The 18,698-nt window shown below is 64.8% G+C and carries 22 protein-coding genes; 11 read left to right on the forward strand and 11 right to left on the reverse strand.

The window, feature by feature from the left end; translation table 11 throughout:
- Positions 1–31: 31 nt before the first annotated feature.
- On the forward strand, positions 32–1,456 hold the full coding sequence (locus tag NSE01_RS14700; protein ID WP_147160399.1) for a hypothetical protein: 1,425 nt from the start codon (positions 32–34) through the stop codon (positions 1,454–1,456).
- Between the two features lie 33 nt (positions 1,457–1,489).
- On the opposite strand, the gene guaA is transcribed toward NSE01_RS14700, so the two are convergent.
- Positions 1,490–3,049, reverse strand: a complete 1,560-nt coding sequence (guaA, locus tag NSE01_RS14705) for a glutamine-hydrolyzing GMP synthase (protein WP_147160400.1) — start codon at positions 3,047–3,049, stop codon at positions 1,490–1,492.
- A 552-nt stretch (positions 3,050–3,601) separates the two neighbouring features.
- Between guaA and gluQRS the strand changes: the two genes are divergently transcribed.
- The 4 genes from gluQRS to NSE01_RS14725 all read left to right on the forward strand — a co-directional run bounded on the left by gluQRS (position 3,602) and on the right by NSE01_RS14725 (position 6,247).
- Complete coding sequence (gluQRS, locus tag NSE01_RS14710) at positions 3,602–4,471, forward strand: tRNA glutamyl-Q(34) synthetase GluQRS (protein WP_147160401.1); 870 nt, start codon at positions 3,602–3,604, stop codon at positions 4,469–4,471.
- Positions 4,468–4,704 (forward strand): HIG1 domain-containing protein, encoded by a 237-nt coding sequence (locus NSE01_RS14715; protein WP_147160402.1) that lies wholly within the window; start codon positions 4,468–4,470, stop codon positions 4,702–4,704. The genes gluQRS and NSE01_RS14715 overlap by 4 nt, the downstream gene beginning before the upstream one ends.
- 12 nt (positions 4,705–4,716) lie before the next feature.
- On the forward strand, positions 4,717–5,292 hold the full coding sequence (locus tag NSE01_RS14720; protein ID WP_147160403.1) for a cob(I)yrinic acid a,c-diamide adenosyltransferase: 576 nt from the start codon (positions 4,717–4,719) through the stop codon (positions 5,290–5,292).
- Between the two features lie 85 nt (positions 5,293–5,377).
- On the forward strand, positions 5,378–6,247 hold the full coding sequence (locus tag NSE01_RS14725; RefSeq protein ID WP_147160404.1) for a 3-hydroxyacyl-CoA dehydrogenase NAD-binding domain-containing protein: 870 nt from the start codon (positions 5,378–5,380) through the stop codon (positions 6,245–6,247).
- A 1-nt stretch (position 6,248) separates the two neighbouring features.
- On the opposite strand, the gene NSE01_RS14730 is transcribed toward NSE01_RS14725, so the two are convergent.
- Entirely contained in the window at positions 6,249–6,593 is a 345-nt protein-coding gene (locus tag NSE01_RS14730) for a hypothetical protein (protein WP_147160405.1), read from the reverse strand.
- Positions 6,594–6,864: 271 nt separating this feature from the next.
- On the opposite strand from NSE01_RS14730, the gene NSE01_RS14735 reads away from it, so the two are divergent.
- On the forward strand, positions 6,865–7,233 hold the full coding sequence (locus tag NSE01_RS14735; RefSeq protein ID WP_246135224.1) for a thermonuclease family protein: 369 nt from the start codon (positions 6,865–6,867) through the stop codon (positions 7,231–7,233).
- Here NSE01_RS14735 and NSE01_RS14740 read toward each other — a convergent pair.
- On the reverse strand, positions 7,230–7,865 hold the full coding sequence (locus tag NSE01_RS14740) for a TetR/AcrR family transcriptional regulator (RefSeq protein ID WP_170233851.1): 636 nt from the start codon (positions 7,863–7,865) through the stop codon (positions 7,230–7,232). The genes NSE01_RS14735 and NSE01_RS14740 overlap by 4 nt on opposite strands.
- 129 nt (positions 7,866–7,994) lie before the next feature.
- Between NSE01_RS14740 and NSE01_RS14745 the strand changes: the two genes are divergently transcribed.
- Positions 7,995–9,788 (forward strand): bifunctional metallophosphatase/5'-nucleotidase, encoded by a 1,794-nt coding sequence (locus tag NSE01_RS14745; protein ID WP_147160487.1) that lies wholly within the window; start codon positions 7,995–7,997, stop codon positions 9,786–9,788.
- 3 nt (positions 9,789–9,791) lie between these two features.
- Here the strand turns inward: NSE01_RS14745 and NSE01_RS14750 are convergent, their stop codons facing one another.
- Genes NSE01_RS14750 through NSE01_RS14760 form a run of 3 tightly spaced genes read right to left on the reverse strand, consistent with a single transcriptional unit; the run spans position 9,792 to position 11,681 of the window.
- Positions 9,792–10,295, reverse strand: coding sequence for a DUF2306 domain-containing protein (locus tag NSE01_RS14750; RefSeq protein WP_147160408.1), 504 nt, complete (start codon positions 10,293–10,295; stop codon positions 9,792–9,794).
- Positions 10,277–11,062 carry a DUF1295 domain-containing protein gene (locus NSE01_RS14755; protein ID WP_147160409.1) on the reverse strand — a complete coding sequence of 262 codons (786 nt, stop codon included), beginning with the start codon at positions 11,060–11,062 and terminating at the stop codon, positions 10,277–10,279. Before NSE01_RS14755 ends, NSE01_RS14750 begins: the two co-directional genes overlap by 19 nt.
- Positions 11,055–11,681 carry a lysophospholipid acyltransferase family protein gene (locus NSE01_RS14760; RefSeq protein ID WP_147160410.1) on the reverse strand — a complete coding sequence of 209 codons (627 nt, stop codon included), beginning with the start codon at positions 11,679–11,681 and terminating at the stop codon, positions 11,055–11,057. Before NSE01_RS14760 ends, NSE01_RS14755 begins: the two co-directional genes overlap by 8 nt.
- Before the next feature lie 125 nt (positions 11,682–11,806).
- Between NSE01_RS14760 and NSE01_RS14765 the strand changes: the two genes are divergently transcribed.
- The 4 genes from NSE01_RS14765 to NSE01_RS14780 are packed head-to-tail and all read left to right on the forward strand — an operon-like array spanning position 11,807 to position 15,337.
- Entirely contained in the window at positions 11,807–12,271 is a 465-nt protein-coding gene (locus tag NSE01_RS14765) for a MarR family winged helix-turn-helix transcriptional regulator (protein WP_147160411.1), read from the forward strand.
- Positions 12,264–13,337: an HlyD family secretion protein gene (locus NSE01_RS14770; RefSeq protein ID WP_147160412.1), complete on the forward strand. Its 1,074-nt coding sequence runs from the start codon at positions 12,264–12,266 to the stop codon at positions 13,335–13,337. The genes NSE01_RS14765 and NSE01_RS14770 overlap by 8 nt, the downstream gene beginning before the upstream one ends.
- Before the next feature lie 37 nt (positions 13,338–13,374).
- On the forward strand, positions 13,375–14,871 hold the full coding sequence (locus NSE01_RS14775) for a DHA2 family efflux MFS transporter permease subunit (RefSeq protein ID WP_246135226.1): 1,497 nt from the start codon (positions 13,375–13,377) through the stop codon (positions 14,869–14,871).
- A gap of 40 nt (positions 14,872–14,911) precedes the next feature.
- Complete coding sequence (locus tag NSE01_RS14780) at positions 14,912–15,337, forward strand: DUF983 domain-containing protein (RefSeq protein WP_147160414.1); 426 nt, start codon at positions 14,912–14,914, stop codon at positions 15,335–15,337.
- On the opposite strand, the gene NSE01_RS14785 is transcribed toward NSE01_RS14780, so the two are convergent.
- From NSE01_RS14785 to NSE01_RS14805, 5 genes are read right to left on the reverse strand one after another with little or no spacing between them, the layout of a single operon-like run.
- Positions 15,325–15,855 (reverse strand): GNAT family N-acetyltransferase, encoded by a 531-nt coding sequence (locus NSE01_RS14785; RefSeq protein ID WP_147160415.1) that lies wholly within the window; start codon positions 15,853–15,855, stop codon positions 15,325–15,327. The genes NSE01_RS14780 and NSE01_RS14785 overlap by 13 nt on opposite strands.
- A 17-nt stretch (positions 15,856–15,872) precedes the next feature.
- Positions 15,873–16,556 (reverse strand): glutathione S-transferase family protein, encoded by a 684-nt coding sequence (locus tag NSE01_RS14790; protein ID WP_147160416.1) that lies wholly within the window; start codon positions 16,554–16,556, stop codon positions 15,873–15,875.
- Positions 16,557–16,560: 4 nt separating this feature from the next.
- Entirely contained in the window at positions 16,561–17,220 is a 660-nt protein-coding gene (locus NSE01_RS14795) for a CoA transferase subunit B (RefSeq protein ID WP_147160417.1), read from the reverse strand.
- A complete protein-coding gene (locus NSE01_RS14800) occupies positions 17,220–17,930 on the reverse strand; it encodes a CoA transferase subunit A (RefSeq protein ID WP_147160418.1) in 711 nt (236 codons plus the stop codon). The genes NSE01_RS14795 and NSE01_RS14800 overlap by 1 nt, the downstream gene beginning before the upstream one ends.
- 54 nt (positions 17,931–17,984) lie before the next feature.
- Entirely contained in the window at positions 17,985–18,641 is a 657-nt protein-coding gene (locus tag NSE01_RS14805) for an HAD-IA family hydrolase (RefSeq protein WP_147160419.1), read from the reverse strand.
- Positions 18,642–18,698: the final 57 nt, after the last annotated feature.

Raw genomic sequence — 18,698 nt, forward strand, 5'->3', positions numbered from 1 at the left:
CCCATTCCATTTCATTTATATAGTAGGATCCATGATCGTCAGAACTCTTGCCGCTGCCGTGGCGCTCGCACTCCCCGTCGCCGCACAGGCCCAGTCCATGGATGGCATGGACCACAGCCAGCATCAGCAGGCTGAGCCCGCCATCGCCGGAGATGCTCCTCCTGCAGAAGACCATTCGAAGATGGATCATTCGGGGATGGATCATGCGCAGATGGATCATTCGGGGATGGACCATTCCATGCATGGGATGGCCATGGGCGGCATGGACATGAAAGGCTTTGTCGGCGCCCTAGGCTCCTACAGCATGATGCGCGATGCATCGGGCACGGCCTGGCAGCCAGACAGCGCGCCGATGTGGGCGATCATGGGCCGGCTCGGCGGTTGGTCGACTATGGTCCACGGCTTTGCCACGCTGATCCACGATAATCAGGGTGGTCCGCGCGGCGATAGCAAGACCTTCTCCACCTCGATGCTGATGGGCATGGCGCAGCGCCCGGTGGGCGGCGGTACGCTCACCTTGCGCGGGATGGTCAGCCTTGATCCGCTGATGGGCAAGCGCGGCTATCCGCTGCTGCTGGCCAGCGGTGAAAGCGCCGATGGCGTGAACAAGCTCGTCGATCGCCAGCACCCTCACGATGCCTTCATGGAGCTTTCGGCGACCTACAGCCATCCGCTCACTGAAGGGCTGTCAGGCTTCGTCTATTTCGGCCTGCCGGGCGAACCCGCGCTCGGCCCCGCCACGTTCATGCACCGCTTCCCCGGCATGGCGAATCCCGAAGCGCCGATATCGCACCACTGGCTCGACAGTACCCACGTGACGTTCGGCGTGCTCACCGCAGGGCTCGCGACCAAGGGCCTCAAGCTCGAAGGATCGGTGTTCACCGGCCGCGAGCCGGATGCCAATCGCTGGGATATCGAGCGGCCGCGCTTTGACAGTTGGTCCGTGCGCGCGACATGGAACCCGACCGCGAACCTGTCGATGCAGGTGAGCCATGGCTTCCTCAAGAGCCCCGAAGGCCTGCATCCGGAAGAGGACGTGCGCCGTACGACAGCCTCGGTCACGTGGAACCGCGCGCTCGGCCCGAAGCGCAACTGGCAGTCCACCCTCGCATGGGGGCGCAACACGCATCTGGGCGGCGATCATTCCCATCCCGCCGATGCATTCCTGCTCGACAGCGCCTTGCAACTGGGGCGCTGGACGGTGTTCGGCCGGGCCGAGAACGTCGACAAGGACGAACTGTTCGGTGATGAGGCCGATGGCAATCCACTTGCCGGGCAGGTGTTCAACGTCAGCAAGTTCAGCCTTGGCGGCTACCATTCGCTGCCGGTCGGCAAAGTCGCCTTCGATCTGGGCGGGCTTGTCAGCAAGTATGCGTTGCCGAGCGCGATCCGGCCCGCTTACGGTTCGAGCCCGACGAGCTTCATGCTGTTCACACGTATCCGGATCACCGGCTGAGGCAGGAGCGCCCGGCCTCCGGCCGGGCGTGCCTTATTCCCACTCGATCGTGCCGGGCGGCTTCGAGGTGTAGTCGTAGACCACGCGGTTGATGCCCTTGACCTCGTTGACGATGCGCGTCGCTACGCGGCTGAGGAAGTGAGCGTCGAAGGGGTAGATGTCTGCGGTCATGCCGTCGGTCGAAGTCACGGCGCGCAGCGCGCAGACGCTGTCGTAAGTGCGGAAATCGCCCATGACGCCCACGGTGCGCACCGGCAGCAGCACCGCGAAAGCCTGCCAGATCGCATCATAGAGGCCCGCGTTGCGGATCTCTTCGAGGTAGACCGCATCGGCCTTGCGCAGGATGTCGCACTTCTCGCGCGTCACTTCGCCGGGGATGCGGATGGCAAGGCCGGGGCCGGGGAAGGGGTGGCGGCCGACGAACACATCCGGCAGGCCGAGCTCGCGGCCCAGCGCGCGCACTTCGTCCTTGAACAGCTCGCGCAGCGGCTCGACGAGCTTCATGTTCATGCGCTCGGGCAGGCCGCCCACGTTGTGGTGGCTCTTGATCGTAACCGAAGGTCCGCCGGTGAAGGAGACGCTCTCGATCACGTCAGGGTAAAGCGTGCCCTGCGCAAGGAAGTCTGCGCCGCCGACCTGCTTGGCCTCGGCCTCGAACACGTCGATGAAGGTCTTGCCGATGAACTTGCGCTTGGCTTCGGGATCGGTGACGCCGGCAAGGCCGCCGAGAAACAGCGCCGAAACGTCCTTGTGGACGAGCGGGATATTGTAGTGCCCGCGGAACAGGCTGACGACCTGCTCGGCCTCACCCAGGCGCATCAGGCCGTGATCTACGAAGACGCAGGTCAGCTGGTCGCCGATCGCCTCGTGGATCAGCACTGCCGCGACCGCCGAATCGACGCCGCCCGAAAGGCCGCAGATCACGCGCGCATCACCGACCTGTTCGCGGATTTCGGCAATCTTGGTTTTGCGGAATTCGGCCATGGTCCATTCGCCGGTGCAGCCGCAGACATGGCGCACGAAATTGGCGATCAGCTTGCCGCCGTCCGGCGTGTGCACCACTTCGGGGTGGAACTGCGTTCCGTAGTAGCGCTTTTCCTCGTTCGCGATCACCGCAAAGGGCGCGCCATCGGAAACCGCGACGATACGGAAGCCCGGCGCAAATTGCGTTACTTTGTCACCGTGGCTCATCCACACCTGATGGCGCTCGCCCGGCTGCCACAGCCCGTCGAACAGTGCGCAGGGCTCGGTAACGGTGAGGAAGGCGCGGCCGAATTCGCCGGAATCACCGGGCAGCACTTCGCCGCCCAGCTGCTGGCTCATCACCTGCTGGCCATAGCAGATGCCGAGAATCGGGAGGCCGCTATCGAACAGCACCTGCGGCGCGCGCGGGCTGCCTTCAGCCGGAACGCTGGCGGGCGATCCCGAAAGGATGATGCCCTTGGGCTTCATCCGGTGGAAGGCGGCTTCGGCCTGGGTGAAGGGGGCAATTTCGGAGTAGACCCCCGCTTCGCGCACGCGGCGCGCGATCAGCTGGGTAACCTGGCTGCCGAAGTCGACGATCAGGATCGATTCTGAAGGCTGAATGCTCATGGCAGGCGGATAATGATCTCGTTATCCGCTGTCCAGCGACGTGCGAAAAAAGGCGGAGCAAGCGATTGCGCAGCGTGCATCTGGTTTAGAAAATGTTTTTGCTTTGAAACATTCATGCTTCACCAAAGGGCATATATCAAAAAAATCCTTGTTTTTCAGTATATCAGTCGCGAATGAAAACTGATTGCATAGAATGCAACTGTAGTTGCCTTGTTCGCACTTGCGGCACGGCGGGGAATGCCTATTTGCGCCCTCGTTCCGAACGCTCCTGCAATCCACCACCCTGCCGGCGCCTCGAGAACGGGAGAGTCCCCTGAAAGAGCCCAAAACAGGAGGACATTATGCGTAACTACACTTCGGCGATCGTCTCGCTGGTTCTGGCTGCTGGCATCAGCAGCATGTTCTTCGGTGCCACGCTCGTCTGAGCTGGCTTCGATGATACTGCCCCCTTCCCGCGGGGCGAACCGAGCGGGTCTTCCAGACTAAAACGGCTGCCTTGCACCTTAAGGCAGCCGTTTTTGTTTTCCGGCCGGATGGCTATGCTCCGCCATCATGACCGGCCAAACCGTTGCAAGCTCCACCGTTACCCGCTTTGCGCCGAGCCCCAACGGCTCGCTGCACCTCGGCCACGCCTATGCGGCGATCATTGCGCATGACCGCGCGCTGCGCGATGGCGGCCGCTTCCTGCTGCGCATCGAGGATATCGACGGCGCACGCAGCCGGGGCGAACTCGCCGACGAATTCCGCGCCGATCTCGCGTGGCTGGGCCTCAGCTTCGAGGAAGTGCCCGCCCAATCGACTCGCATCGAGCGCTACCGTGAGGCTGCGCAGAACCTGCGTGCGATGGGCCTCCTCTATCCCTGCCGCTGCACTCGTGCCGAAGTTGCCGCCGTCGCGACGCTGCAGGGCCCCGATGGACCGATCTATCCGGGAACCTGCTTGCGCAATCCGCCGATCGGCTGCGCTGATCCCGTGTGGCGTCTCGATGTCGAGCAGGCGGCGGAACTTGCCGGCCCGCTGACCTGGTTCGATGAACTGCGCGGGCCGCAGAGCGCGCGGCCGGCCATGCTCGGCGATGTGGTGATCTGGCGCCGCGATGCGCCTGCAAGTTACCACCTTGCCGCCACGCTCGATGATGCGCAGGACGGGGTGACCGTTGTCACGCGCGGCGCGGACCTGTTCGCCGCCACGCATATCCATCGCCTGTTGCAAGTCCTGCTCGGCCTGCCCGAGCCGCGCTGGCACCACCATCCGCTGCTGACGGGGCCAGACGGGCGCAAGCTTGCCAAGCGCCGCGACGCGCCCTCGCTCGCTGATCGGCGCCGCGCCGGGGAGGACGGCGCCGCTCTCGCAGCCGCATTGCGAGCTACCCGCTTTGACAGTGGCATTTCGCTGCACGAGGGCCTAGACCTAGCGCCATGACACTCTTCCTTGTCCCCGTGATCCTCATCCTGATGGGGCTTACAGTTTGGTCGCTGCTGCGCGGCATCGGCGCCTTCCTCAACAGCACCAAGGCGGAGCTTGAGGGCGATGGCACCCGCGCAACCGAGATGCAGTTGCTGCAGAACAAGATGATGTTCAACCGCATCAAGTATCAGGGCCTTGCCGTGGCCGCAGTCGCGCTGCTGCTGCTGTTCACCCACGGCGGTCGCTGACCTCTTTCCACTGTGGTCAAGCTCAACAAGATTTACACGCGCACCGGCGATGACGGCACGACGGGCCTCGTCGATGGCTCGCGCCGCGCCAAGCACGATCTCCGCCTCGAGGCGATTGGCGAAGTCGATGAACTGAATTCCATGGTCGGCTTTGCCGCGCTGGCGCTTGAGGCCGAACGGGCCACCGCGCTGCGCCGGATCCAGAACGACCTGTTCGATCTCGGCGCCGATCTGGCCACGCCGCTGGGCGACGTGGGCGGTGCAGATTTCACACCGTCCGAAATGGTTCTGCGTGTGGTGGCTGCGCAGCCCGAGCGGCTCGAGGCGGAGATCGATGCGCTCAATGCCGGGCTGCCGCCGCTGACGAGCTTCATCCTCCCTGGTGGCAGCGAAGGCGCTGCGCGCGTCCATCTCGCCCGCGCGATTGCCCGCCGCGCTGAACGCGCCGCGACCGCTCTGGCCGCCAGTGAGCCGGTGAATCCGGCGGCACTCGCCTATCTCAATCGCCTGTCGGACTATTTCTTCGTGCTTGCCCGCGCTATCAATGCCGGCGGCGATCCGCTGTGGGTGCCCGGCGGCTCTCGCTGATCACCCCCTCAATTTGGCAGCTTTCCATGCTGGCCAATCCCCACTAGGGCCCCTCGCAAACGCAACATCAGGCGGGGTTCAAGTCATGCAGACAATCGCAGTCATCGGTGCCGGGCAGATGGGTTCGGGCATCGCTCAGGTCGCGGCCGCTTCGGGCAAGGCCGTGCTGCTTTCCGACGTGTCGCTCGCGCTGGCAGAAGCAGCGCGCGCGAAGATCGAGAAGGGCCTGATGAAGCTTGCCGAACGCGGCAAGATCCCCGCCGAAGATGCCATCGCCACGGTCTCGCGCATTACGGCGGTGGGCGACTATGCCCGGCTGGGTGAGGCCGACCTTGTGATCGAGGCGGCGACCGAGCGCGAGGATATCAAGCACAAGATCTTCGAAGCCGCGGGCAAGCACCTCTCCCCGAGCGCGATCATGGCGACCAATACCTCGTCGATCCCGATCACCCGCATGGCCGTTTCCTCGCCCGATCCGGAGCGCTTCATCGGCATCCACTTCTTCAATCCCGTGCCGCTGATGAAGCTGGTCGAAGTGATCCCCGGCCTTGCCACGTCGATCGGCACCATCGAGGCGGTGCGCGGCTTCGTTGCCGATATCGGCAAGGAAATCGTGCTCTCGCAGGATGAGCCGGGCTTCATCGTCAACCGCATCTTCGTGCCCTTCATCAACGAAGCGGCGTTCGTGCTCGGCTCGGGCACGGGTTCGATCCTGGATATCGACAAGGGCGTGAAGCTTGGCCTCAACCACCCGATGGGCCCGCTCGAACTCGCCGATTTCATCGGGCTCGATACCCTGCTCGAGATCATGAAGATCTACCTCGCCTCGACCGGTGATCCGAAGTACCGCCCCGCGCCGCTGCTGCAGAAGTATGTCGAGGCGGGCTGGCTGGGCCGCAAGTCCGGTCGCGGCTTCTATGATTACAGCGGCGAAGTCCCGGTCCCGACGCGCTGAGTTACTGACTGACCGGGGCGTTCGCTTCTTCGTCCTCGGTCTCGTCTGCGTTGAACGGCACGGTGCGGCGCTCCGCACCGGCCGCTTCATCGCGCTGCGACACTCCATCACGGACCTGTTCGGGGCTTGATGGATCGAAGCCGTTTTCATCCACCGACCGGCGCTTGTCGTCTTCCGCCCACGAGCGATAGGCGTTCTCGCGTAGCTCCTCGCTCGTGCGCGCATCGGGCTTGGACGATACCAGCCAGGCACCTGCACCGGTGGTCGTGAACATCACGGCGCTCGCCGCCATGAACAGCGCCCAGGCAAGAGCATACCAGCGGCTGCGGAAAAGCAGTTCGTACACGAATCTGTGGGTCCGGTTGGTTACGTTGCGAAAACCATTGCCGGTTGTGTGGTTAAGGAAGGGCAAAGCGATCCGAAACGAATTCAATGTTTCTAAGGAATTAAACTAAGCTATTGCACTATAAGTCTTTTTGCGAATAGAACAAAGCAAGAATCTGCGCCATTTCGGCGATATGACGCACCTGTCTCCCATTCGCCTCCTGCCTGTGATTGCCGCAATCGCAGGCTTCAGTCTCACCGTGCCGACCGCGATTGCGTCCGGGGCCTCAGCGATGACAGGCGATCATGAAGTCGCCGCGTTCGGGCGCTGCGAGGGACCGGCGCGCGTTACCTGCGTCGTCGATGGCGACACGTTCTGGTATCGCGGCCTCAAGATCCGCATCGCCGATATCAACGCGCCCGAGCTTGGCCATCCCTCCTGCGCCGATGAAGCGCGGTTGGCCGAAGGCGCGACACGTCGGTTGACCGACCTGCTCAATGCCGGGCCATTCACGCTCGCAGTCGAAGGGCGCGAGACGGATCGCTATGGCCGTGCGCTGCGCGTGGTCCTGCGCGGTGGACGCAGCCTGGGCGAGGTGCTGGAACGCGAAGGCCTTGCCGAACACTGGCACGGCCGGCGCGGAGATTGGTGTGAAATCTAGGCGGCTCTCAGACCGCTTACGCCCATCGCGCCGCGGTCCTGCGCGGACAGTCCGTCGAACACCGCATCGATGATCCGGGCGAGCTTCTCTTCGGTCAGCCGGTCCATCAGCATGCCCATCACCCCGATGGTGCAATAGGGCGCGACCATCTGGTTGATCAGGCTCAGCGTCATGTCGATCTCGAGCCCCGGAAAGAACCCTTCGCCCATCGCTTCGGCGATGATCATGCTGAGATAGTGGTCCGCGAGATCGACGTAGCTGCGAACCTGCTCGAAGTATTCGTTGCCGAGTTCGACATACATCTCATACGCGACCGGATCGGCGCGGTAGGCATCGCGCATCATCACGTAGCGGCGCGCGAAAAATTCGTACATCTTGCGGCGCGGCGGCAATTCGCTGGCGACCACTTCTTCCATGATCGCAACCTTGGGGCGGAACCAGTACTCGGCCACAGCCTCAAGCAGCGCTTCGCGGCTCTCGAAATAGCGGGCCAATTGGGCCGGAGAGATCCCCGCGCGGACGGCCACTTCCTGCAAGGTCAGCGCCTGCCCGCCGCGCTCCTCGATCAGCGCACATGCCAACTCGACCAGGCGCTCCTGGCCGGCTTCAATATCGGACTGCGCGCGCGGCATGTTATGATCCTGTCGCCTGTTAGGCCTAAGGGCCATTTTAGGGATTGCCGGAGCCGGTTTCAATTGTGCTTCAGGTAATTGATCTGGTCCGGATCGGCGTTGGTCGGGGCATGAGGAGAAGTATCGATGATGTTCAGCAGCAATTCGCGCCGCAGCGGCCTTCTGGCAGTGGGCGCGCTTGCATTCAGCGTGCTGCTTTCCGGTTGCGCCGCGCCGCATGCCGGCAGCAAAATGGCCTCGGCACCCTCGCCAGCGGCGGCGGCGCCCGTCGAAGTGGCCGTCCTCGCTTTCAACGACTTCCACGGCAATCTCGAGCCGCCGCGCCAGAGCGTGGGCATGCCGGACGGGCAGGGTGGCACCGCGCAGGTTCCCGCTGGCGGCGTGGCCTGGCTCGCCAGCGCGCTCGATTCGCTCCGCGCGAAGCACCCCAATTCGCTCACCGTGGCGGCGGGGGATCTGATCAGCGCTTCGCCGCTCGCCTCTTCGCTGTTTCTCGATGAGCCCTCGGTCGAAGCGCTCAGCCGCATCGGCCTCGACTACGCGGCGGTGGGGAACCACGAATTCGACCGCGGCACACGGGAACTGCTGCGGATGCAGACTGGCGGCTGCGAGAAGCTGACCTTGCGCGAACCCTGCCAGCTCGAGCGCTTTGCCGGAGCGCGTTACCACTATCTTGCCGCCAGCACGCTGACCGCATCGGGCGCGCCGCTGTTTCCCGCCAGCGCAGTCCGCACGTTCGGCAGCGGCGCGGCGCAGGTGAAAGTCGGCGTGATCGGTCTCACGCTCAGGGGCACGCCGATGCTGGTCAATCCGGCTGGAATCGCCGACGTAACCTTCGCCGACGAGGCCGACACGATCAACGCCGAGGTGCCCAAGCTCAAGGCGCAGGGCGCCGATGCCATCGTCGTGCTGATCCACCAAGGCGGCAAGCAGGCGGGCGCGCCTGATCCCAATGGCTGCGGCGGCTTTATCGGCGATATCCAGCCGATCCTTGCCCGTATGTCCCCCGCTGTCGATGTCGTCGTCTCGGGTCATACCCATGCCGACTATATCTGCGAGATGCCGACGAGCGATCCGGCGCGCCGGGTGCTGCTCACCAGTGCTGGGCTCTATGGAAAGGAGCTCACCGAAATCACGCTGACCATCGATCCTGCCGCGCACCGCGTCACCGCCCGCAGCGCACGCAACCTGATCGTGCAGTCGCAGCCGTTCACTTCGGCCAAGGGGCTGGTCGCACTCTCTCCGCTGGTGCCTGCCTATGCACCGCGTGCGGATATCGCGGCCTATGTCCAGCGCTATGTCGATGCATCGAAGGCCTTTGCCACGCGTCCGGTGGGCAAGCTTTCCGGCCCTGCGGAGCGCGGTGAGGCGCCGGCGGGCAGCACCGGCGGGCCGCTCGCCCACCTGATCGCCGATGCGCAGCTCGCGGCAACCCGCAGCGCGGGCGCGCAGATCGCGTTCATGAACCCCTATGGCGTGCGCGCCGCGCTGGTTCCGGCGGCAGATGGCACGGTCACTTTCGGCGACATCTACCTCGTCCAGCCGTTCGGCAATGCGCTCGTGACCGAGACCTTGACCGGCGCCGAGATCAAGGCCGTGCTCGAACAGGGCTTCGATGCAAACGGGCCGGAGCAGGTGCTCGCGCCGTCGGCGGGCTTCGTGTTTCGCTATGATCGACGCCAGCCTGTCGGCAGCCGGATCACCGCCATAACCCTGAACGGCAAGCCGCTCGATCCCGCCGCCAGCTACCGCGTGACCATGAACGGCTTCCTTGCGCTCGGCGGCGATGGTTTCACCGTGTTCAAGGCCGGGCGTGATGCGGTGACTGGGCCAACCGATATCGAGGCGTTCGAAGGCTTGTTCCGCAGCAATGCGCTGGTCGAGGTGCCGCATGATGCGCGGACCATCGACGCGGGCGGCTGACTTCTAGCCAAGCAGCCAGCGCCCGAGCAGGCGGTGGAAGGGAAACGTCAGCGCGCCGGCGGTGAGCAGTCCGCCGATTACCAGCCCGCGCACCGTCCGCCGGTGTGCGGCATGGTTATGCGCCCGCGCCGTCAGCACCAGCCGCGGCGTCTGCACCGCGACGAAGGCGGAGAGAAGGTGGATCACGCTGAAGTGGCCATGGTTGGTCTCGAGAATCCAGAAGCTGTCGATTGCCGAGACGAACATGGCGCTGGCCCAGACATACCCCAGCCGCCGGTGCAGGCGCGTACCCCGCTTCTGCCACAGGATAGCCGGGGTCAGTGCCAGCGCGATGACCACTCCGGCGAGGTGCAGCCAGACCGCCGTGGGCACCGAGCCCCACCCGGCATGGCCGCGCGCGATGGCCGCAAGTGCTGCGGCGAGCAGGGCCAGTGCGGCCCAGCCGAGCGCGCGCTCTAGCAGGTCAGGGGCCAGCGGGGTGCGCTGAGCTACCGCTTCGGCGGCCATGGAATGAAGCCCGAGGTGCGCGCGACATAGTCCGCATAGTCCGGCCGCCGCTGCACGAGGCCTTTCTCGAGCAGCGGCTTGCCCGACCAGCGGGTAAGTGTGAACGTCAGGAACACTGGCCCGGCCAGCGATGCAAGCGCCACCGGCAGCCCGGCCTCGCTCGCGGCAAGCCAGATGCCCCACCACACGCAGGTATCGCCGAAGTAATTGGGGTGCCGGGTATAGCGCCATAGCCCGGTATCGAGCACGCGGCCCTTGTTGGCGGGATCAGCGCGGAAGCGGGTGAGCTGCGCATCGCCGATGGTCTCGAACGTGAAGCCGATCAGCCAGAGCGCGGCACCTGCCATGGCGAGCGGGCCGATGCCTTCGCTGCCTGCAGCCAGCACGCCGATCTGCGCGGGGAGGCACGTCACATAAAGCAGCACGGCCTGCACCGCGAAAACCTGCGCCGCTGCCGCGCCGTACCTGCCGGCCTTGCGCGCCTTGCCGAGCATCCGCGCATAGCGCACATCTTCGCCATGCGCGCGCCAACGGGTGTAAAGATGCCAGCCAAGCCGCGCGCCCCAAAGCACGGCCATCGCTGCAATCAGGCTGGCGCGCGGGCCTTTCTCCGCCGCTTGCGCCCAGGCCGAGGCAGCGAGCACCGCCATGGCTGCGCCCCAGACGGCATCGATAAAGCTGACATCGCCAATCTTCGCCGCCGTGCGCGCGAGCAGCGCCATCATCACGGCAAGCGCAAGCGCATTCACGATCAGACCTTCAAGCATTGAACATCCCCGCAAAGTCCTTGATCCCGCGCTCCGGATGCCGCGGCGTCACGCTTTGGTAAATCTCGGCGACCTGCTGCATGTCCGCCTTGTAGTCCCCCGTCGGCATGATCGCAGGGCCGAGACCGCCCAGTTTGCGGCCATAGTCCATCAGCCCCACCACCATCGGCACCTGCGCGCCCAGTGCAATATGGTAGAAGCCGGTGCGCCATTGGTTCACCGCGCTGCGAGTACCTTCGGGCGCAATGGTGAGGGCGAAACGGTCACGCCGCGCGAATTCTGCAATCATTGCATCGACCACATTGTGGCGCGCAGAACGATCGACCGAGATCCCGCCCATATCGCGCATGAAGCCGCCCATCGGCCAGCGAAACAGGCTGTCCTTGGCCATGAAATGGGCATCGATCCCCAGTTCGTTGACGAGGCCGAGGAAGTAGACGAAATCCCAGTTCGAGGTGTGGGGCGCGGCGATAATCACATAGCGACCATCCGGCGGCGGCGTTCCTACCGCTTTCCATCCCTGCATCCGGTAAAAACCCAGCAGTGCGCGCTTGACCAGGCGCGACGACAGGCTCGCCTTCCGGCCGCCCGGACCGCTCTCCAGCACCCCTTCGCCCATTCATCATTCCCCTATTACCCCATGGTTTAGCGGGGACGCTTTCGCTTGTCGAAGGGAACAAAAGGGCGGGCCTGACACTTTAGGCAAGCTTGACGATAATAAGCATAGTTATTATGTGCGCGCTTATGCAAAACAACATCGCTTTCCTGACCTCGGACGTGAGCCGCCTGCTGCGCAAACGCTTCGATGTGGTCAGCCGCCGCTTCGGCGTTACTGGCCCGCAGTGGCGGATGCTGGCGGCGCTGCGCCGCAGCCCCGGCATCAATCAGGGCGCGCTCGCGCAATGGCTCGAAGTTGAGGCCATCACCGCCGGGCGCATGATCGACCGGCTGGAGAAGTCCGGCATGGTCGAGCGCCGCGCCGATCCCAACGACCGCCGTGCCTGGCGCCTGTTCCTCACCGATGCGGCCACCCCGCTGCTCGACGAGCTGTTCGGCTGCGCCACCGATGTGTTCGAGGAAGCGCAGCAGGGCTTCGCGCCCGCCGAGCGCGACATGCTGTTGTCTTTGCTCGAACGCGTGCGCGCGAACCTGCTGGAGGAGACGCCGCCCGAAAAGTCTCTGGTCGAAGGAGCGCTCGCTCATGGCTGAGGCCGATCCCTTCAAGCCCGCAGCCGCGGCCGAAGCCTCGGCCGCCGAACGCCGCAAGGCCACACGCCTCAAGCGGATGCGCCTGATCGCCATGCTGCTTGTTCCGGCGTTGATCGTCGGCGGCGCGCTCTACTGGTGGTTCGGCCAGCCCGGCGAGGTTTCGACCGACAACGCCTATGTAAAGCAGGACATCGTCTCGATCGCGGGCGAGGTGAACGGCCTCGTCGTGGAAGTGAACGTCCACGAGAACCAGCAGGTGAAGGCTGGCGACGTGCTTTTCCGCATCGATCCTACTAGCTACCGCGTGGCCATCCAGCAGGCCGATGCGCAGATCGCCGGCGCGCAGGCGCGGATCACGGCGCTGCAGGCCGATGTTGGCGCCAATGCTGCCGATCTTGCGGCCGCGCGCGATGACCTTGCCCTCGCCGAGGCGCAGTATGCGCGCGAGAAGGCACTGCTCGACCGCGGCTTCAACACCCGTGCCCGTATCGACGAGGCCCAGCATGCCGTCGCCGTGGCGCGCGACCGGCTCGGTTCCATCGGGGCCGAGGTCGAGAAGGCACGGGCGCAGCTTGCCACTGGCGCTCAGGTTCCCGGTCTCAACCCGCAGGTCGCCGCCGCTGAGGCATCGCGTGCCAAGGCAGCGCTCGATCTAACGCGCACGGTCGTCCGCGCTCCGGTCTCCGGCCGCGTGACGCAGGTCAACCGCCTCCAGATTGGCCAGATGGTGTTCACTGGCGTGCCGATGCTTTCCATCGTCCGCGAAGGCGGGGCGCGGGTCGAAGCGAACTTCAAGGAAACCGATCTTGCGCACATGCGTGCCGGCCAGCCCGCCGAAGTGAAGCTCGATGCCTATCCCGGCCTCAAGCTGAAGGGCCATGTCGACAGCATCGGCGCGGGCACGGGCTCGGAATTCTCGGTGCTCCCGGCGCAGAACGCCACCGGCAACTGGGTCAAGGTAACGCAGCGCGTGCCGGTGCGTATTGCCATCGACTCTAGCAGCGGCGACCGCCCGCTGATTGCAGGCCTCAGCGCGAACGTCACGGTCCATGTCGACGGGAAGTAGCGCGCAGCAACCTGCATGGGTGGTGAAGCACAGGCCATTGCTGTTCACTTCGGTGATGGCGGCGATGGTGATGCAGGTGCTTGACACCACCATCGCCAACGTCGCGCTGCCGCACATGGAAGCCTCGCTTTCGGCAACGCAGGAAACGATCAGCTGGGTTCTGACGAGCTATGTGCTCGCCTCCGCCGTTGCGCTGCCCCTTGGCGGCTGGCTGGTAGACCGCTTCGGCATCCGCGTGGTGTTCACGCTTTCGGTTGTGGCCTTCACCGCCGCTTCGATCCTTTGCGGACTTGCCCAGAACCTCGGCCAGATGGTTGCGTTCCGCGTGATCCAGGGCATGGGCGGGGCGTTCCTCTCGCCGTTTGCGCAGACCGTGATGCTCAATTCCAGCACTGCGGAGGAGCGGCCCAAGATGATGGCGCTGTTCACACAGGGCGTGATGCTCGGCCCTATCGCTGGTCCGCTGCTGGGCGGCTACATCACCGAGAGCTATTCGTGGCGCTGGGTGTTCTTCATCAACGTGCCGATCGGCATCACCGCAGGCTGCGTGCTGTGGTGGCTGCTGCCGCGCCAGCCGGCGATCCGGCGGCCGATCGACCTCACCGGCTGGCTGCTCGTCGCGCTTGCGCTCGCTTCGTTCCAACTCATGCTCGATCGCGGCCCCTCGCAGGACTGGTTCGGCAGTGCCGAAGTGGTATCGTATGGCGTGATCTGGGCCTGCAGCGGGTGGATGGCGATAGTCCACCTCGTCACCGCCGAGCGGCCGTTGTTCCCGGGCCGGATGTTTGCGGACGCCAACTTCGTCGCCAGTCTGATCTTCATGTTCCTGATCGGCTGCGTGATGATGGCGGTGCTTGCGCTGCTGCCGGGGCTTCTGCAGGGGATCTACGGCTATCCGGCGGTCGATGCCGGCTGGCTGCTGGCCCCGCGCGGGATCGGCCTGCTCGTCACGATCACGCTGCTCGGGCGCTGGATCACGAAGATGGATCCGCGTATCGCGCTCGCCATCGGCATGGGGCTCTCGGGCTGGTCGCTATGGCTCATGTCCGGCTGGTCGCCCGATATGCCGATGGGGCCGATCTTCATTACCGGCCTGATTCAGGGCGTGGGCATCAGCTTCACGATCATGCCGATCAACCTGATCGCCTTCGCCACGCTGCCGCCTGAGATGCGCACCGATGCGGCTGGTCTCAACAACCTGATGCGCTCGATCGGGGCTTCGATCGGCATCGCCGTGTGCACATTCATGCTCGCACGCAACATTCAGGTGAACCACGCCGAAATGGGCGCCCGGATCACGCGGATGAGCGTGCCCTTCGATCTGGACCGGATCACGGCATTCGGCGGCGTGTCAGAGGCGGGGATGCGGGTCGTCGATGGTATGGTCAACAAGCAGGCGGCGATGATCGGCTACCTCAACGACTTCTACATGATGGGCCTGCTGTGCTGGGCATCAATCCCGGTGCTGTTCTTCGTGAAGGCGGGCAACGCACCTCCGGCGGGTGCGCCGCAAATGGCTGCGGCAGACCACTAAGCAATTGCGGGGGGCGCCAGCGAGGTCTAACGGCAATCGCATGGCCCTGATTTCCAACCCGAAGCTTGCATGGATCCTCCGCTGCGGCTGGCAAGGCAAGTGCCCGCGCTGCGGTGAAGGGCACATGTTTGCCGGCTGGCTGAAGCTGGCAAAGACCTGCGATCACTGCGGGCTCGATTTCAGCTATGCGCAGACAGACGACGGCCCTGCGTTCTTCGCGCTGTGCCTCACCGCGTTCCCGCTGGTGTTCGTGGTGGTCTATGTGCAGGTGCGCTTCGATCCGCCGTGGTGGGTCCACGTGTTCACATCGATGCCGATCCTCGTGCTGGGCTGCGTGGCCACGCTGCGCCCGTTCAAGGGCTGGCTCGCCGCCTCGCAATACGTGAACAAGGCGGTCGAGGCGGGCACCGAGGGCCTCTGGGCCGATCTCAACGCGCGCGAGAAGGCAGACGATCAGACGTCCTGATCCGCATGCGCTTGCCACTCGTCGCGCAGAAGCCCCATGGTCGCCGTGTCCCACCGCTCGTTCCCGACGCGCGCGGATGAGCGGCGCGTGCCCTCCATCCGGAACCCAAGGCGCTCGTAGGTGCGGATCGCCGGCCGGTTCCAAGCGTAGACGTTAAGCTCAACCCGGGCGACGTCGGTGACGGCAAAGGCCTCTTCCAACACCAGGCGCAGCATTGGTGTGGCCAGACCTCGTCCGCGCGCCTGTGGTGCGATTGCCACGCGCGAAAGTAGCGCCACGCCATTGCGCCAGTCGAGTCCCAGTTGTGCATGCCCAATGGACGATGCCGCGTCGTCGGCCATCCAGCACAGCCTTGTGGGCGGTGCTGCCATTGTTTCAGCAACCATGGCGCGCAGTTGGCGGTCATCGAGCGGGAAGTTGATAAACGGCCCGCCCCACTGGATCAGGTCTGCTTCGGTCGGAAACCAGCTGGCAAGTGTTGCGAAATGAAGCTCGGCGAGTGGAACCAATGTCAGCATGCGCGCTGCCACAGCCCTCAGATGGTCCGGTAGTCCGCGGTAATTGCTCCGCAGGCTGCCAGCTCTTCCTCGTGGCTTATCTCGCGCCAGGTCTCTGCAAGCGCCGCTGCTTCCCATTCCTGCATGGCGGGATGCGCGATCATCTGGTCGACCCAGGCCTGTCCCTTGCCAACATCGAGGCCATACGTGCGGATGCGGAAGGCGACCGGCGCGTAGAACGCATCGAGCACGGTGAACGCGTCACCGGCCAGCCAAGGCCCGCCGAAGCGGGCAAGGCCCTCTTCGAAGATCTCGCGCACCCGCGCCACGTCGCGGATCAGGGCATCGCGCATCGGGCGCGGCTTCACACGGACGCCGACATTCATCGGGCAATCATTGCGCAGCGCCGAGAAGCCGCCATGCATCTCGGTCACCGCGCACTGCGCGAAAGCGCGCGCAGCGGGGTCTGCCGGCCACACGCCTTCGTGCCGGTCTGCCAGATAGAGCGCGATGCCCAGCGAATCCCAGACCGTCGTCTCGCCGTCGAGCAGCACGGGCACCTGCCCGGTGGGCGAGAACGCGCGGAACTCGTCATAGTTCACCGGCTTGGTGAACGGCTCGATCCGGTCCGCGAATGGAATGCCCAGCCCCTTCATCAGCACCCACGGGCGCAGCGACCAGCTCGAATAGTTCCGGTTGGCGGTGATGAGGGTATAGGGCACGGTGCTACTCCACGTAGTGCGCGGTGGTCTTGGCGCGCAGGTCTTCTGCGCTCACTCCCGGGGCCAGTTCGACCAGCTTGAACGGCGAGGCGTGGTCCGGCCGTGCGAAGACGGCGAGGTCGGTAATGATCATGTCGACCACGCCCTTGCCGGTCAGCGGCAGGGTGCAGGCGGGGATGAACTTGGGGCTGCCGTCCTTGGCGCAGTGCTCCATCACGACGATGATCTTCTTGACGCCGGCGACGAGATCCATCGCGCCGCCCATGCCCTTGATCATCTTGCCGGGCACCATCCAGTTGGCGATGTCGCCGTTCTCCGCGACTTCCATCGCGCCCAGCACGGTAAGGTCGATGTGCCCGCCGCGGATCATCGCGAAGCTCTGCGCGCTGTCGAAATAGGCCGAGTGCGGCAGTTCGCTGATCGTCTGCTTGCCCGCGTTGATGAGATCGGGGTCTTCCTCGCCCGCAAGCGGGAAGGGGCCGATGCCCAGCATTCCGTTCTCGCTCTGCAGCGTTACGGTCATGCCTGCGGGGATATGGTTCGCCACCAGCGTCGGAATGCCGATGCCGAGGTTCACATAGAAGCCGTCCTGCAACTCGCGCGCGGCGCGGGCGGCCATCTGGTCGCGGGTCCAGCCCGCGGTCATTCCATCATGCTTGGTCATCAGCCGACATCCGTGCTGCGGGTGGTGCGGAATTCGATCTTCTTGTCGTAGGGCGCGCCCACGATCATGCGCTGGACGTAGACGCCCGGCAGGTGGATCGCATCGGGATCGAGGCTACCCGCGGGAACGATCTCCTCGACCTCCACCACGCAGACCTTGCCGCAAGTCGCCGCCGGCACGTTGAAGTTGCGAGCCGTTTTGCGGAACACGACGTTGCCCGTCTCGTCCGCCTTCCACGCCTTCACCAGCGAAAGATCGGCGAAGATGCCTTCCTCGAGGATGTAGTCCTGCCCACGGAAGGACTTCACTTCCTTGCCCTCGGCCACCAGCGTGCCGACGCCTGTCTTGGTGTAGAAGCCAGGAATGCCGGCCCCGCCCGCGCGCATCCGCTCGGCGAGCGTGCCCTGCGGGCTGAACTCAACCTCGAGCTCGCCGGAAAGGTACTGGCGCTCGAATTCCTTGTTCTCGCCGACGTAGCTGGCGATCATCTTCTTGACCTGCCGTGTGCGCAGAAGCTTGCCGATGCCCTCGTTGTCGATGCCGGCGTTGTTGCTGGCGAAGGTAAGGTCCTTCACGCCCGAATCGCGCACCGCATCGAGCAAGCGCTCCGGAATGCCGCAAAGGCCAAAGCCCCCGCAGGCGACCAGCAGACCATCGCGCAGTAGCCCTTCAAGGGCGCTGGCGGCATCAGGGTATAGCTTCTTGGCCACGCGAATCCGGCTCCTTTGCTGTGCTGGGCCTATCTAGCGCGCAGGGCCGGATTGTCACCCCAGCGGCAAGCCAAGTACCGCCGAAAGATCGGCCAGCGCCTGTTCGCCGCTTGTCACCTTGATCGCATGCATGCCCAGCTTTGCCGCAGGTTTGCAGTTCACGCCCAGATCGTCGAGGTAGATGCAGGTGGCCGGTTCCAGCCCCAGCTTTTCGCACATCATCTGGTAGATGCGCGGATCGGGCTTGCGCACCCCGGCCTTGCTGCTTTCGATCACGTGCTCGAAGCGCGCGAAGATCTGCTCCAGCGCGTCGCTATGGTCGGCGCTCCGTGACATGCCTGCGCCGTGCCCGGTCGGCACGTTGTTGGTGATGCACGCGATGCGGTAGCCTGCGGCCTTGAGCTGATCGAGCGCGCGGACCATCGCCGGGCGCACCGCCCCCGCCAGCACGGCAAGGACGTCGGCGCCAGCGAGGTCATGGCCCAGCGCCTTGGCTTCGGCGGCAAACAGTGCGTCGAACTCTGCAGCGCCGATTTCCGCACGTTCGAATCGGGCCCAGGCATTGTCGTCGGGATTGGTGGCGTTGACACGGCGAACGAAGTCCTGCGGCACGCCGCGCTCGGCTTCGAGCCGGTTGAACGCCTCGAACGGAGAAGAGGTGATGACCCCGCCGAAATCGAAAATCACTGCCGAAAATGCCCGTTCCGCCATCCTGTCCGCTCCCTGCTTTGGTGCCTTGGCGGCATAGCGGTCGGTGCGCCTTGCGCA

Origin of the sequence: Novosphingobium sediminis (assembly GCF_007991615.1) — a bacterium.
GTDB lineage: Bacteria > Pseudomonadota > Alphaproteobacteria > Sphingomonadales > Sphingomonadaceae > Novosphingobium > Novosphingobium sediminis.